The sequence below is a fragment of the Marinobacter sp. HL-58 genome, from assembly GCF_001314605.1.
GTDB lineage: Bacteria > Pseudomonadota > Gammaproteobacteria > Pseudomonadales > Oleiphilaceae > Marinobacter.
In genome coordinates, this window is the sequence record NZ_LIHP01000002.1 from 13,106 (window position 1) to 28,079 (window position 14,974).

The 14,974-nt window shown below is 55.5% G+C and carries 14 protein-coding genes; 12 read left to right on the forward strand and 2 right to left on the reverse strand.

The window, feature by feature from the left end:
• Window position 1 precedes the first annotated feature (1 nt).
• The 10 genes from HLUCCO03_RS02230 to HLUCCO03_RS02270 all read left to right on the forward strand — a co-directional run bounded on the left by HLUCCO03_RS02230 (window position 2) and on the right by HLUCCO03_RS02270 (window position 10,361).
• Entirely contained in the window at window positions 2–1,942 is a 1,941-nt protein-coding gene (locus tag HLUCCO03_RS02230) for a nucleoside-diphosphate sugar epimerase/dehydratase (RefSeq protein ID WP_027832625.1), read from the forward strand.
• 186 nt (window positions 1,943–2,128) lie between these two features.
• Window positions 2,129–2,371 (forward strand): DUF4160 domain-containing protein, encoded by a 243-nt coding sequence (locus tag HLUCCO03_RS19375; RefSeq protein WP_081813570.1) that lies wholly within the window; start codon window positions 2,129–2,131, stop codon window positions 2,369–2,371.
• Window positions 2,355–2,606: a DUF2442 domain-containing protein gene (locus HLUCCO03_RS02235; RefSeq protein ID WP_027832624.1), complete on the forward strand. Its 252-nt coding sequence runs from the start codon at window positions 2,355–2,357 to the stop codon at window positions 2,604–2,606. Before HLUCCO03_RS19375 ends, HLUCCO03_RS02235 begins: the two co-directional genes overlap by 17 nt.
• A gap of 228 nt (window positions 2,607–2,834) precedes the next feature.
• On the forward strand, window positions 2,835–3,455 hold the full coding sequence (cysC, locus tag HLUCCO03_RS02240; RefSeq protein ID WP_027832623.1) for an adenylyl-sulfate kinase: 621 nt from the start codon (window positions 2,835–2,837) through the stop codon (window positions 3,453–3,455).
• 6 nt (window positions 3,456–3,461) lie between these two features.
• A complete protein-coding gene (locus HLUCCO03_RS02245) occupies window positions 3,462–5,231 on the forward strand; it encodes an SLC13 family permease (RefSeq protein ID WP_027832622.1) in 1,770 nt (589 codons plus the stop codon).
• 319 nt (window positions 5,232–5,550) lie between these two features.
• The gene (locus HLUCCO03_RS02250; protein WP_027832621.1) at window positions 5,551–6,192 is read left to right on the forward strand and encodes a hypothetical protein; all 642 of its coding nucleotides are present in this window, start codon (window positions 5,551–5,553) and stop codon (window positions 6,190–6,192) included.
• Entirely contained in the window at window positions 6,189–7,016 is an 828-nt protein-coding gene (locus HLUCCO03_RS02255; RefSeq protein WP_036197608.1) for a nucleotidyl transferase AbiEii/AbiGii toxin family protein, read from the forward strand. Before HLUCCO03_RS02250 ends, HLUCCO03_RS02255 begins: the two co-directional genes overlap by 4 nt.
• Before the next feature lie 36 nt (window positions 7,017–7,052).
• Window positions 7,053–8,531, forward strand: coding sequence for an MBL fold metallo-hydrolase (locus HLUCCO03_RS02260; RefSeq protein ID WP_027832619.1), 1,479 nt, complete (start codon window positions 7,053–7,055; stop codon window positions 8,529–8,531).
• Window positions 8,532–8,565: 34 nt separating this feature from the next.
• Window positions 8,566–9,828: a Vi polysaccharide biosynthesis UDP-N-acetylglucosamine C-6 dehydrogenase TviB gene (gene tviB, locus HLUCCO03_RS02265; protein ID WP_027832618.1), complete on the forward strand. Its 1,263-nt coding sequence runs from the start codon at window positions 8,566–8,568 to the stop codon at window positions 9,826–9,828.
• Between the two features lie 164 nt (window positions 9,829–9,992).
• On the forward strand, window positions 9,993–10,361 hold the full coding sequence (locus HLUCCO03_RS02270; RefSeq protein WP_027832617.1) for a histone-like nucleoid-structuring protein, MvaT/MvaU family: 369 nt from the start codon (window positions 9,993–9,995) through the stop codon (window positions 10,359–10,361).
• Between the two features lie 57 nt (window positions 10,362–10,418).
• Here HLUCCO03_RS02270 and HLUCCO03_RS02275 read toward each other — a convergent pair whose 3' ends face one another.
• Together HLUCCO03_RS02275 and HLUCCO03_RS02280 are read right to left on the reverse strand one after the other, a co-directional pair.
• On the reverse strand, window positions 10,419–11,384 hold the full coding sequence (locus tag HLUCCO03_RS02275) for a sensor domain-containing diguanylate cyclase (RefSeq protein WP_027832616.1): 966 nt from the start codon (window positions 11,382–11,384) through the stop codon (window positions 10,419–10,421).
• A 2-nt stretch (window positions 11,385–11,386) separates the two neighbouring features.
• Window positions 11,387–12,403 (reverse strand): response regulator, encoded by a 1,017-nt coding sequence (locus HLUCCO03_RS02280; RefSeq protein ID WP_027832615.1) that lies wholly within the window; start codon window positions 12,401–12,403, stop codon window positions 11,387–11,389.
• 149 nt (window positions 12,404–12,552) lie between these two features.
• On the opposite strand from HLUCCO03_RS02280, the gene HLUCCO03_RS02285 reads away from it, so the two are divergent.
• Entirely contained in the window at window positions 12,553–13,413 is an 861-nt protein-coding gene (locus HLUCCO03_RS02285) for a hypothetical protein (protein WP_027832614.1), read from the forward strand.
• 51 nt (window positions 13,414–13,464) lie between these two features.
• Entirely contained in the window at window positions 13,465–14,910 is a 1,446-nt protein-coding gene (gene sbcB, locus HLUCCO03_RS02290) for an exodeoxyribonuclease I (RefSeq protein WP_027832613.1), read from the forward strand.
• Window positions 14,911–14,974: the final 64 nt, after the last annotated feature.

Here is a 14,974-nt window from a genome sequence, read left to right on the forward strand (position 1 = left end):
CGTGATAAAAACCTTTCTCAATCTACCGCGTGTGCAGAAGCGAATCATATCCGTTGCCTCGGATATGGTAGTGCTGTTTTTTGCCATCTGGGCGGCTTATGCCTTGCGGTTGGAGCAACAGCTATGGGTGCCAAACCGTGATCAGCTCATAGTAGCCGCCATCACGGTCGTGTTTACCATCGCGGTATTCATTCGGTTGGGCCTTTATCGGGCGGTTATTCGGTACCTGGGCGACAAAGCATTTCTTACCATAATATACGGCGTTACCTTGTCAGCCTTATCGCTGATTGTTCTCGGTTATCTCCTGCAGGTATTCATCCCCCGCTCCGTACCCATTATTTATGGCGCACTGGCTTTCCTGTTTGTCAGCGGTACTCGCTTAGGCGTCCGGATAATCGTAAACCACCCCAAGCAGCGAGCCAAAGAACCTGTCGCCATTGTCGGTGCCGGTCAAACGGGTATGCAGCTGGCTTCTGCACTGGAGCAGGGTACGGAATATCGCCCGGTTGTGTTCGTGACATTTGAACGATCGAATCACAAGTCCATGATTAATGGCCTGCCGGTGGTCAGCATCAACCACATTGAGAAGCACCTGCCGAAGTACCGGGCACGGCGGATACTGCTGGCCCTGGATGAAGATACTCAGATTGACCGTAAGAAGCTGCTGAAACAACTGGAGCCGCTTTCGATTCCGGTTCAGACGGTTCCCTCCATGTCGGAGCTGGTGGCTGGCCAGGCTCGGATTAATGATATCCGGGATCTGGAAATTGAGGATCTGCTGGGGCGGGATCCGGTTCGGCCGGATTCCGCCGTTGTCGCCAAGAGCCTGTATCAGAAGTCTGTGATGGTAACCGGCGCGGGTGGTTCGATTGGCTCGGAGCTGTGTCGCCAGATTATTCGCCATCGCCCAAGCACGTTGGTGTTGTTTGAGCAGTCGGAATTTTCGCTGTATGCCATTGAGCGTGAGCTGCGCTCCATTAATCAGATCGAAGGGCTTGGGGTAGAGCTGCACCCGCTGCTTGGCAATGTGTGCCACCGCCGCCGGTGTGAAACGGTGATGAAGGCCTTTGGTGTCCAGACGGTGTACCACGCAGCCGCCTACAAGCACGTGCCGCTGGTTGAACACAATGTGATTGAGGGTATCCAGAACAACGTATTCGGCACCTGGCACACGGCGGAAGCGGCGATTGCGGCCGGGGTTGAGCGGTTTGTGCTGATCTCCACGGACAAGGCAGTTCGCCCTACCAACGTGATGGGCGCCAGCAAGCGGTTGGCGGAGCTAGTGCTGCAGGCGCTGGCGCAGCGGCAGCAGAAGACGGTTTTCTCCATGGTTCGGTTCGGGAATGTGCTGGGCTCATCCGGTTCCGTGGTGCCTCTGTTCCGGGACCAGATTCGCGACGGCGGTCCGGTTACGGTGACCCATCCGGATATCATCCGGTATTTCATGACCATCCCGGAGGCCAGTCAACTGGTTCTTCAGGCCGGCAGTATTGGCCTGGGCGGTGAGGTGTTTGTGCTGGACATGGGCGAGCCGGTCAAAATTGCGGATCTGGCCCGGAAGATGATTCACCTGATGGGCCTGGAAGAGAAAACCGAGGACGATCCGGATGGTGATATTGAGGTGGTGTTCACCGGCCTGCGCCCTGGAGAGAAGCTGTACGAGGAGCTGCTGATTGGGGATGATCCGCAAGGGACATCGCACCCGCGTATTATGATGGCGCGGGAGGTGTCGTTGCCCTGGGAGCAGGTGGAGGACTTTATCAGCCAGCTGCAGCGTGCCAGCCAGGCGTTTGACTGTGGTGCCATTATTGATGTGCTGAAGAATGCGAAAACTGGTTACGCGCCGAATGGTGGGGTGGAGGACCTGGTTTGGTGTAATGGGGCTTCGGATGTAGCGGCAGACGAGCGGCAGGGTGAGAAGGTGCACAGGTTGTCAGTGTAGGTCGAATTAGGCGAAGCCGTAATCCGACAACTCGGAGCCTGGCGTTGCCGTAGCCTGATAAGTTTGGTGGCTGGCCCGGGGGTGGGGGTGCCTTTTCTTTGGAAAAAGAACTCGCTACGCTCAGACACCTTTTTCTGGCAGAAAAGGCACCCCCACCCCCGGTCCGATCGGACTTTTGAGGAAAACATGCCGGTAATTCTCAGGTATCAGGGTTTTAAGTTCTTTTTTTATTCGAACGAAGGTAATCCGTTAGAACCAGCTCATATTCATGTGCGTTCAGCAGGAAAGGAAGCAAAGTTTTGGCTGTCTCCCGCGGTATCGTTGGCACGGAATGATGGTTTTGATGCTCGAACGATTCGGGTATTGTTGGAGTTGACGGAACAAAATCAGACATTGTTCGAGGATGCATGGCATGACTATTTCGCCTGAAAAAGCCTGGTTTGATGAAGACAATCTTTGGGTCATGCTTTCAGATGGCCGGACAATTGGTGCTCCGCTGGCCTGGTTTCCGCGCCTGCTGCACGCGGATTATAGTGCCCGGGGGGATTTTGAGTTAAGCGTCCATGGTATTCACTGGGATTCGCTGGATGAGGATATCAGCGTTCAGGGCTTACTTGCCGGGCAGGGTGACCAAACTCACTCAAAACAGGGCCACGCTGCCTGATTTCCTGTTTAATTCAAGATCTCATAGCCTGATAAGTTTGGTGGCTGGCCCGGCGGTGGGGTACTTTTTCTTTGGAAAAAGAACTCGCTTCGCTCAGACACCTTTTTCTGGCAGAAAAGGTACCCCACCGCCGGTCCGATCAGGCTCTCGTATAGGGTCAGATAACCAAATAGACTGTGTTTTGGAGATCTGGAGACACAGAAGTTCCACAAGCAAGGTAGCTGTTTAATGTCTGAAAACGTTGTCTGGCATCACCAGAAAGTCACCCGTGCGGATCGGGCTTCTATCAAGAATCAGAGCCCGTGCCTTTTGTGGTTTACCGGGCTGAGCGGTTCCGGCAAGTCCACCATTGCCAATGCGCTGGATGTGGCGTTGTTTGAGCGGGGGTACCACACCTTTTTGCTGGACGGTGACAATGTGCGGCATGGTCTGAACAGGGATCTTGGCTTTTCTGATGAGGACCGGATTGAAAATATCCGCCGCATTGGCGAGGTGAGCAAGTTGTTTACCGATGCGGGTATGATTGTGCTCAGTGCGTTTATTTCGCCGTTCACCAGCGACAGGCGCCTGGTGCGTAATCTTTTCCCGGCGGGGGAGTACATTGAGGTTTTCATGGATACCCCGCTTGAGACCTGTGAGCAAAGAGATCCCAAGGGGCTTTATGAAAAAGCCCGAGCCGGCAAGATCAAGCATTTTACGGGTATCGATTCCCCCTACGAAGTGCCGGAGCGGGCGGAGGTTCGCCTGGATACTTCCCGGATGTCCGTGGATGATTGCGTGAACCGGTTGATTGATTACCTGCTTGAGCGACAGCTGATTTTTACCTCGCCGCAAACCACCGGAGCGTAATTTTCCATGGCATGGGAAGCCATTGTTACGCTGCTTACCCTGTTTACCGTCCTTGGCGCCCTGATTATTACCCGGGTGTCTGCGGACCTGGTGTTGATGGCGGCCCTGGCGTTTTTGCTGATTACGGGCATTCTGGGGCCGGCTGAGGCGTTGGCGGGGTTTGGCAACCCGGGTGTGATTACCATTGCGACGTTGTATGTGGTGGCTGCCGGCCTGAAGGAAACCGGCGCCGTGCAGTGGATTGCCCGGTTGCTGCTGGGGCACCCGAAAACCGAAAAGGGCGCCCAGTTTCGGATGCTGGCGCCTACCGGTATTCTCAGCAGTTTCATGAACAATACCGCTGTTGTGGCCATGTTCATTCCCGCCATTCAGGACTGGGCCCAGCGCCTGGGGATTCCTGCCTCCCGTCTTCTTCTACCCCTGAGTTACGCTGCCATTCTGGGCGGCACCTGCACGCTCATTGGCACCAGCACCAACCTGGTGATTGATGGCATGCTGCAGGCGCGGCAGGGAGTTCATCTGGGGTTGTTTGAGCTGGCCTGGGTGGGTGTGCCCCTGTTGCTGGTGGGTGGGTGCTACCTGGTGCTGGTGTCTTCCCGTTTGCTGCCGGACAGAGGCGGCATGAAGGAGGAACTGGAGCAGGTTCGGGAATACGGGGTGGAGGTGGAAGTGGATGCCACCGGGCCCCTGGTGGGTAAGACGGTGGCCCAGGCCGGCTTGCGAGCGCTGAATTATGGCTACCTGACGGAGATCGACCGGGGCGGCCGGCTGATTACAGCGGTAGAGCCGGACCGGATGTTGCAGCCCGGCGACAAGTTGTATTTTGTGGGAGCACCGGAGTGTGCCAGTGAATTGCGGCGGATCCAGGGCCTGAAACCGGCCCAGGCCAGCATCCAGAAGCTGGACCTGGCGAACCATCAGCGCTGCCTGGTGGAGGTGGTTCTGGGGCAGGAATTCCCGGCATTAGGCAAGACGGTGCGGGAAAGCCGCTTTCGTACCCGGTTCAACGCCGCGATTCTGTCGGTTTCCCGTGAAGGTAACCGGGTGCCGGGCAAGCTGGGGGATATCACCTTCAAAATGGGGGACACCCTTTTGCTAGAGGCCAGCCACCAGTTTGTGGAGCAATACCGTTTCCGCCGGGATTTTCTGCTGGTCAGTGCGCTGAACGATTCCACGCCGCCGGATTTTCACAAGGCACCCCGGGCCCTTGGCATTCTGTTGTTGATGGTTCTGGCCAGTGCGTCGGGGTTGCTGCAGATTATTGAAGCGGCTTTTCTCGCGGCTGGCGGGATGATTGTGAGTGGTTGTATCACCGCCAGCCGTGCCCGCCGGAGCGTGGATTTACCGGTGCTGGTGGTGATTGCGGCGTCTTTTGCCCTGGGCAATGCCATGACTGAGACCGGCGGGGCCGAGTGGGTGGCCGGCGGGCTGTTGGGGCTGTTCGGGCCGCTGACGCCTTGGCTGGCGTTGGCGCTGGTTTATATTCTCACGGCGGCCTTTACGGAGGTGATTACCAATAACGCGGCGGCGGTGCTGATGTTTCCCATTGCGTTGGCGGTATCCGAGCAACTGGGGATTAACTTCCTGCCTTTTGCGGTGGCGGTGATGTTTGCGGCGTCGGCTTCGTTTATTACCCCATTGGGCTACCAGACCAACCTGATGGTCTACGGGCCGGGGCGGTATCGGTTTATGGACTACGTGCGTCTGGGGTTCCCGCTCAGCCTGCTGGTGGGGTCAACGGCCATTGGCTTGATTCCCTTCGTCTGGGCTTTTTGAAGTTAACCTCGTAGGTCGGATTAGGCGAAGCCGTAATCCGACAACCGAAGCCTGATGGCTATAGGGCTGGCCCGGCGGCAGGGATACCTTTTCTTTGGAAAAAGAACTCGCTTCGCTCAGACACCTTTTTCTGGCAGAAAAGGTACCCCCACCCCCGGGCCGATCGAACTTTTGAGGGCATCTCCTGTAATTCGAATTAGGTCCATCGGGTCGTAATCCTATAATCATGCTGCGTGAAGGTTGTGGGGTACCCTGGGTGAGGTCGACGTTTTTACGCAGATAATCGACAAAATGGCGATTTTGTGTGTAAAATTTACGCATGAGAATCGAGCAGCAGCTTCAGCAGTTCAATAACATCCCTTTTAGCCGTTCTTCACTGTTGTCGGTACTTCATGACTATAGCCGTCCAAACGATAAGATAGCCAAGCTGGCTGGGGCGGGTGTGTTGGTACCACTGAAGAAGGGTATGTATGTGCTGGGGCCGGAGTGGCGCCGGTCACCTCTCAGCCTGCCGTTGATTGCGAACAACCTGTATGGGCCATCCTGCGTTTCGCTGGAGTGGGCACTTGCGTGGCATGGTTTGATACCTGAGGGGGTTTTTGGCGTCACTTCGGTGACTTCACGCCGAGGAAAGCGTTACGAAACCCCGGTTGGGCAGTTTTCTTATCAGCATATCGATGAATCTTTGCTGTATGTGGGGGCAAAGCTTGAGAGGGTCGACGAGCGAGCCTACTGCCTGTTAGCGGGGCCTACCAAGGCACTGTGTGACAAAGTGCTGCTCACGAGAAACCTGCGTTTGTTTTCTGCGGCGGCTATGAGGGAGTTTCTGGAGGAGGATTTGCGTATCGACAAGGATAGTTTTGAGGATATTGATATGGATGTTATTAAGTTCTATGTAAAGGCTGGCCCAAAGACCGCGTTGTTGGAGCTATTGGCAGACGTGCTGGAGGATTGGTCATGACGGTGGTTGACCAGATGCTGGCTCGCTATCCTGACGATGAGGCTTCACGGAATCTTGCGCTTCGCGAGGTGATGCAGGAAATTGCGCTGGCGGGCCTGTATCGCGGAGGTTTCTTTGACAAGGCGGCATTTTACGGGGGCACCTGCCTGCGAATTTTTTATGGATTGTCCAGGTTTTCCGAAGACCTAGATTTTTCACTGCTGAAGCCCGACTCCAGCTTTTCTCTCGAGCCCTATTTTCGGGCGATCCATGATGAATTTTCCGCTTTCGGTTTTGAAGTGACGTTGTCCGCCAAGAAAAAGAGCGTGCAGAGTGAAGTTGAGTCCGCTTTCCTGAAGAAAACCTCCAGCCTATACGACCTGAACATCACTGGGCGTAAAACCGTTAAAATCAAGTTGGAGGTTGACAAGGATCCTCCGCTGGGTTTTGCAACCGAGGAACGGCTGCTTATCCAGCCATACTCTTTCTACACAAAGTGCTTTGGCTTGTCAGACCTGTTCGCGGGTAAGATGCATGCGTTGCTGTTTCGGCAATGGAATAACCGCGTAAAGGGGCGAGACTGGTTCGATTTCGAGTGGTACGTTCGCCAGGGGGTTCCTCTCGGCCTGAAACATTTTGCCGAACGTGGTTTTCAAAGTGGCGACCTGGCTGACAGGAAACTATCAACCAGTGAGTTTCAGGACCTGTTGCATAAAAAAATTGATTCTCTGAATGTTCGCTCGGCCCGTCAGGATGTAATTCGTTTCATTCCTGAACCGGCTGTAGTGGATATCTGGTCAAGGGATTACTTCCATCAGATTGCTGGCATGGTTCGGTTTGCTTGACCGAGAATAGTCTTTAAAAAAACAAGGAAGGTTTTGATGATAGACATAAAACACCACGGAGCGGTGACAGGCGTAACCGGTTCCTGCCACGAACTGGTTGTTGGCAGCTCCGGAATTCTGATTGATTGCGGCCTTTTCCAGGGCGAGGAAGCCGGCAACGGCGCAGGCGCCTCGGATATTGCCATTGATTTTCCCATCAGTCACATCCGTGCGCTGGTGGTCACCCATGTGCACATTGACCATGTGGGCCGGATTCCCTATCTGCTTGCGGCCGGTTTTGAGGGGCCAATTATCTGTTCGGAGCCTTCGGCGATCATGTTACCGGAGATTCTTGAGGATGCCCTGAAGATTGGCTTCACCCGGGACCGGGCGCTGATTGAGCGGGTGCTGGGGCTTATCCGGTCCCGCCTTGTGCCGGTGCCTTATGGGCAGTGGCATTCGGTCTTCGGTGGAGACGGTGACGGGGAGGGGGCGTCGCTTTCCGTGCGGTTGCAGAGGGCAGGGCACATTCTGGGGTCGGCCTATGTGGAATGCGAGGCGGAGTGCGACGGAGAGTTGGAAAGGATTGTGTTCAGCGGGGATCTGGGCGCGCCCCATGCACCGCTGTTGCCGGAACCCCGGCCACCGGAGCGTGCGGACCGGCTGGTGATCGAGAGTACCTACGGCGACAAGGACCATGAGAGCCGGGAGGACCGGCGTTACCGCCTGAAGACGGTTTTGGAGCATGCGCTTGCCGATGGCGGGACGGTGTTGGTGCCGGCGTTCAGTATCGGGCGGACGCAGGAGTTGTTGTATGAGATTGAGGGGTTGATTGCGGAGTTTGGGAGTTCGGCGGTGTCGGATTACGCACCGCGGGGCGATGCTAATCCGACCTACGTAGGTCGGATTAGGCAAAGCCGTAATCCGACAAACAAGCTAACCTGGAACTCCCTGGAAATCGTTGTCGACTCACCACTGGCTGCCACGTTCACCCGCATCTACCGTGATCTGAAACCCTTCTGGGATGCAGAAGCCAAGGAACTGGTCAGGCAGGGTCGGCATCCCTTGTCTTTTGAGCAGCTCACCGTCATCAACAGCCACGAAGATCACCTAAACGCTGTGGACTACCTGGCCGGATCCCACCGCCCCTGTGTGGTGTTGGCCGGTTCTGGTATGTGCGCCGGCGGCCGGGTGGTGAATTATCTGAAGGCGATGCTGGCGGATGAGCGCAATGATGTTCTATTTGTCGGCTACCAGGCCAAAGGCACCCCCGGGCGAGATATTCTGACGTACGGGCCCCGTGGTGGCTGGGTGGAACTGGATGGCGAGCGTTACGATATCCGCGCCCGGATTCATCAGGTGGGTGGCTACTCAGCCCACGCGGGGCAATCGGACCTGGTGCGATTTGTTACTGGTATCGAGCCGGCCCCTTCGGAAATCCGGATTGTGCACGGGGATGCAGCCGCAAAAGAATCACTGAAATCCCAATTTCATTCTGTTGGCCTTACGGGGATAATGATTCCCGATCTGGCCTGAAACCGCTTATGTTTTGTCAAAGGATTATTGGACCATGAAGAAAATCGCCGTAGTCGGCCTTGGATATGTCGGCCTGCCCCTGGCGGCAGCGTTTGGGGAAAAGCGCGAGATTGTCGGCTTCGATATTAATAAAAAGCGGATTGCTGAGTTAAAAGACGGGGTGGACTTTACCCGTGAGGTTTCCAGGGAGGAGCTGGCCGCTTCAAAGGGGTTGTCATTTACAGATTCCCTGGAGGGCATTCGCGATTGCCAGATTTATATTGTGACAGTGCCCACGCCGATTGATGAATTCAAATCACCGGATTTAACACCGCTGGTTAAAGCCAGTGAGAGTGTGGGGCAGGTGCTCAAGCGTGGTGATATTGTTATTTATGAGTCCACGGTGTATCCCGGTGCCACGGAAGAAGTATGTGTGCCCATACTTGAAAAGGTATCCGGCCTTGTGTTCAACAAGGATTTCCATGCCGGTTACAGCCCGGAGCGGATTAATCCGGGTGATAAGGAGCACCGGGTAACGTCTATCAAAAAGGTTACGTCGGGTTCGACGCCGGACATTGCCACAGAAGTGGATGAACTTTATGCCAGTGTTATTACCGCCGGCACTCATAAAGCAAGTTCTATCAAAGTGGCAGAAGCGGCCAAGGTGATTGAAAACACCCAGCGTGATCTGAATATTGCGTTGATGAATGAGTTGTCGATGATCTTTTCGAAACTCAAGATTGATACCCACGAAGTCATTGCTGCCGCCGCCACCAAGTGGAACTTTCTGCCCTTCAAACCCGGGCTGGTTGGCGGGCACTGTATTGGTGTGGACCCGTATTACCTGACCCACAAGGCCCAGGCTATTGGTTATCATCCGGAAATTATCCTGGCTGGCCGCCGCGTCAATGACAATATGGGCCCTTATGCCGCTTCTGAGCTGGTGAAAGCGATGATCAAGGCGGGGCATACGGTGGCCAATGCCCGCGTGCTGATTATGGGCTTTACGTTTAAAGAAAATTGTCCTGATTTGCGTAATACCCGCGTTATTGATGTGGTTAAAGAGTTGGCTGAATTCGGTTGCAAGGTTGATGTAACGGATTGTTGGGCGGATGCTGATGAAGCTGAACATGAATATGGTATTTCATTGCATCAGAACCCTGAGAAGGCCCAATATGATGCCGTATTGCTGGCGGTGCCGCACCGTGAATATGCCGCGCGTTCTTCCGGCGAATTGCGTGAATATCTGAAAGACAATGGTGTATTGTTTGATCTGAAAGGGGTGTTGCCATTGGGTGAGGCAGATTTGCGATTATAAATCTGGCTGCTCTTTAAATAAGAAAAACCAGCTCTCGGGCTGGTTTTTTTCTGGATGAATGTTTTGTAAATGAATTATTTTGCCATGTTTGCATTTATCCATTATTATCGGTTTTGACTTTTCGGTCATTTTATTTGCAGTGAATTAAATAAGGGTTCATATCCATGGCAAAGATTAACGATTACTACCAGAAAAAACAGCTTATGGAAAAGCTCTCTGAAGAACTGGCAAAGCTGGAGCAGGACCAGGCACTGAAGAGCGAACTGGAGTTTGAAAACAAGGTTCGCGATCTGATGAAGCAATATGACAAGTCGCCGAAAGACGTTCTTCAGATTCTGGGTGCGATCGATCCGTCCATTGGCGGCGCCAAGGCTGATACGGCTACCGGCAGCCGTCCCAAGCGCCCCATGAAAACCTACAAGAACCCTCACACCGGTGAAGTAGTCAAGACCCGTGGTGGTAACCACAAGGTTCTGAATGAGTGGCGGAAGAAGCATGGGAAGGAAACTGTGCAGGGGTGGCAGCAGGATTGATTGGTTGATTGATGTAAGAAGATAGCCCGTTGTCGGATTACGCACCGCAGGGCGGTGCTAATCCGACCTACTGTATACCACCACTCGATTTCTCCCTCCTTCCTTCGCCGCATACAACGCCTCATCCGCCTGCTGCAACCACTGCATGTGATTCTCCGGTTCGTCGGTTAGTGGTGCTATACCGATGCTGACAGTGTATTGGATCGAGGCTGCTGTGGTTTGTACGGTGCTGTTCTGGATGGTTTCGCGGATGCGTTCGCAGATGATGCGGGCGCCTTCGGCATCGGTTTCCGGCAGGATGATGCCGAATTCCTCGCCGCCATAGCGGCCGGGGCTGTCGGACTGGCGGAGGCTGTCTTTCATGACTTTCGCGGTGTATTTGATGACTTCGTCGCCGGCCAGATGGCCGTAGGTGTCGTTCACCGATTTGAAGTGGTCAATGTCGAACATCACCAGGCAGGTGGGGTTGCCATAACGACGGTAGCGTTCGAACTCGGCGTCGATGAGGTTTTCCCAGGTGCCGCGGTTGAGCAGGCCGGTGAGGCGGTCGGTCATGCTTAGTTTTGCAAGCTGCTCATTGGCTTTTTCCAGTGCTCGTTTGCTGGTGGCAATGTCGGTGACGTCGTAGATCATCAGGCAGATTTTCTCCACCTGGCCTGTCGGGCCCGAGAGCGGGCTGATGGTGAGGTTCTGGAACATATAGTCTTCGGTGCCGGTGATTGGCCGGGTGTTGCGGAAGCGGAACAGGTAAGGGCGTTGCTCCCAGGAGGTGAAGGCCCGCGTGTTCAATGTGGCAACGGAATCCACTTTGCGGGTCAGCCAGGCCTTGGGGATGTCCGGAAATACGTCGAACAGCAGCTGATCACGGATTCTGCTGGCGGTGATGCCGCTGTGATGTTCCATAAACCCGTTCCAGGCCTGCACGCGGAAATCCAGGCCCAGCACAACAAGGCCCACTTCGACGGATTCGAGCATGTCCACCAGCCAGTGGAAGGTGCTTGCTTCTATCTCTTTCATTGCCATGGTCAATCCACCAGGTACTGCAGTCGTTGTTCAAGGAAGGGTACTGAGTCTTCCGTAAGCAGTACCAGCATGTCGCAACTGATATCCCTGTCTTCCAGCTCGTAGCTGATCTCAATGCACAGCAGCTTTTCCTGGTGCCGGCTGTGGTGTTCCAGCAGATCCCCGATATGCCGGTGCCGGCCCAGAACCGTAGGGTGGCCCAGGCCGAGCTTGAGGTCCAGCTGGTCGCCAATGCCTTTAAGGAAGGCGCCGAACAGGATGCTGGACATATCCATCAGTACCTCCACTTCCAGGCTTTCTGTATCCATGTCGTCGTATTGCAGCAGTTCGGCCATGTCGCTGACGCTGGCATCGGCAAACAGTAACAGCGCCTCACCGGCAATGCCGGAACCGGTAAACCCCTGGCAAACCGCGGAGTAGTTGCTGTCGTCTTCGGCGGCGGAGATGGCCATGCTGAGTTCGGACCGGGCGATCATCTCCACCCGGGGTATGGGCTGTCTCACGAAAACCTTGAGCAGCCTTGCCAGCAGGTCTGAAGAGCGGCCCATGGCCACGTTGGCAACTTCCTGCAGATAGTCGTTCAGGCATATGGGCGTTTCATCCGTGGGGGATGTTTCTTCAGGTTTGCCAGTTTCCGCAGCCAGGTCTTCCGCCCGCAGGAAGCCATAGTCCTGCAGCAATTTGATCACCAGGTTGGTGTCTGTGGGTTTTTTGATGAAGTCGATGGCACCGAGTTTTCGCACCCGGGCCCTTGCTTCCGGCTGAATGTCGCCGGAGACAACAATGGTCAGCACTGGCAAGTCTTCTTTCCGGATGGCTTCCAGTACCTGGTAGCCGTCCATTTCCGGCATGTTGAGATCCAGGAACATCAGTTCCGCTGCACCGGCCCGGAGTTGTTCCAGGGCGTCGCGGCCATCGATGGCGAAGGTGACCCTGGCATTCCAGTTTTCGGGTAATGCCCGGGCCATCTGTTTTCGGGCGAGGGAGGAGTCGTCACAGATCAGAACGCGGGCGGCCATGGAGGCTCCGTTTTGTTATTTTTTTTCAGTATATAGCAGTGACAGCCGTCAATTCTATTCCCTGTGAACTATCTCACTCTATTGGCCCGGGCGCCTGGGATATAGTGTTTCTGCGGTCATAATAAGAATGTTTTCAGAGACACAACACTATGAGACAGGATGCTTGTTGGTATGCTGTCCCTCTCACCATCTGCCTGGGTATTTCACCTGTTGCCCTGGCAGAGCTGGAGCCTATTTCCGAAAAGGAAATGAGCCAGGTGCAAGGGCAGGCAATGATGTCGGTAGATCATGTGGACGGAACCAACCATAGGTTTACCCGTGTAACACTGGGCATAGACGCCGAAACCCGGCTGAATGCCGACGGTGTGATATTGGGCGGGGACGACACCGGCGCCGATATCGATATTACGAATTTTGCGCTCGGCCATTACGTGCGGGACGACACCCGGGTTCAGATTGACGGCAACACCTACAACGAAGACGAGGTGGTGCCCTTCGTGGGTATTGAGCCCTATCTGGAACTTGCTGAGCGGGAAGACAAGCTTTCCGGTTTCCGGTTCGGCTTTAACCAGGCGCGGGGAACGCTCTCGGGTGAGATGAACAGCTTCAGCGGTAACCTGGACCTGAAGGTTGACGACGGAGACGGCAATATCGTTGACGCCGGTCTTTTCAACGATGACGGAGATCCCACCAATCACCGCGCCACCAGGATTGGCCTGGCTGGTGAGGACGGTACCTGCAGCAAATGCGTGTCGCTGACCAATCTTCTGTCCATGGATATTGGCGTGGACGAAGGGGACGACGCTGTCGGCTTCACCAAGGACCTGTTCCTGGCATTCCAGCGCGAGTCGGTAGACTGGCAGGACCTGGATGGTTCCAACGTAATCCAGGGGCCGGAGGGGGCATTCCTGAATCTGCCTACCAGCATGACCCTGAAGATGCAGACATTGCAGGACGGGGTGCCGCGAGAGCGGACGCATTATGTGGATCGCGGTACCGGGATGTTTTGATTACACTACCCTGCATTCGGTCCACGTTAACCCAATGCAGGAGTCCCTTTGGTGATCCGTTCTTTCTACTGGCATGATTACGAAACCTTCGGTGTCGACCCCATTCACGATCGCCCCTCCCAGTTTGCCGGTGTACGTACCGACACGGATCTGAACATCATCGAAGATCCGCTGGTTATCTACTGTGCGCCAGCGGATGATTACCTGCCCTCGCCGGAAGCCTGCCTGATTACCGGTATCACGCCCCAGAAAGCACTGGAGGACGGGTACCCCGAGGCGGAGTTTATCGCGCAGATCAACGAAGCCTTCAGCCAGCCCGGCACCTGTGCCGTGGGCTACAACAGCCTGCGCTTCGACGACGAAGTGACCCGCCACACCCTCTACCGCAACCTGCGCGACCCCTACGCCCGGGAATGGCAGAACGGAAACTCCCGCTGGGACATCATCGACATGGTGCGGCTGACCTACGCCCTGCGGCCGGAGGGCATCAACTGGCCGAAGAAGGAAGACGGCAGCCCCAGCTTCAAACTGGAAGAGCTTACCGTCGCCAACGGCATTGCCCATGAAGCGGCCCACGATGCCATGTCGGATGTGGAAGCGACGATTGCCGTGGCAAAGCTGATCAAGGAAAAGCAGCCCAAACTGTTCGACTTTGTGCTGCAGAACAAGGACAAGCACTCCGCCCGTGCCATGCTGGATACCGCCAGTATGAAGCCGGTGTTCCACATCTCCGCCAAGTACCCGGCCACCCGTGGCTGCTGTGCCATGGTAGCACCGGTGGCGGAGCACCCCACCAACAAGAACCTGGTGATTGTTTACGACCTGCGTGAAGACCCCAGCGAGCTGATCCACGCCACCGCTGACCAGATTCGTGAGCGGGTGTTCACTTCCCAGGCGGAACTGGGGGAGGGCGTGAGCCGGTTTCCCCTGAAGGGTGTGCAGCTTAACAAATGCCCGGTACTGGCCCCGGCCACCATGCTCAAATCCCTGTCTGGAGACCGGCTGGCGGAGCTGGAACTGGACGGAGACAAGTTACGTGAGCACCTGGCCATCCTCCGCAAAGCCCCGGACCTGCCGGCCCGCATTGCCCAGGCCTTCGACCATCCCCACGAGAGTGACCTGACGGACCCGGACGAGCAGCTCTATGCCGGTGGTTTTATCGGCAAAACCGACCGGGAAAAACTGAACTGGCTGTTGCAGCAGCCGGTGGAAACGCTGGGAGAGCAGGAGGTGCGGTTCGAAGATGGCCGGCTGGACGAATTGCTTTTCCGCTACCGGGCCAGGAATTATCCCAACACGCTGATTGGCGAAGAAATGGAGCGCTGGGAAGAGTTTCGCAGCCAGCGCCTGATGAACCCGAAAAAGGGCTGGCGGTCGCTCGAGGCCTTTGCGAATGAGCTACAGCGGCTTGCAGCAGACCCGGAACTGACGCCGGAGAAGCGGCATGTTCTGGAGGAGCTGCATTTGTATGGGGAATCTTTGATTCCGTACGTTTAGCCTTGCCGGGGTTTGTCGGATTACGCTTCGCTAATCCGACACCCATAACAATGGGGGCTAACCC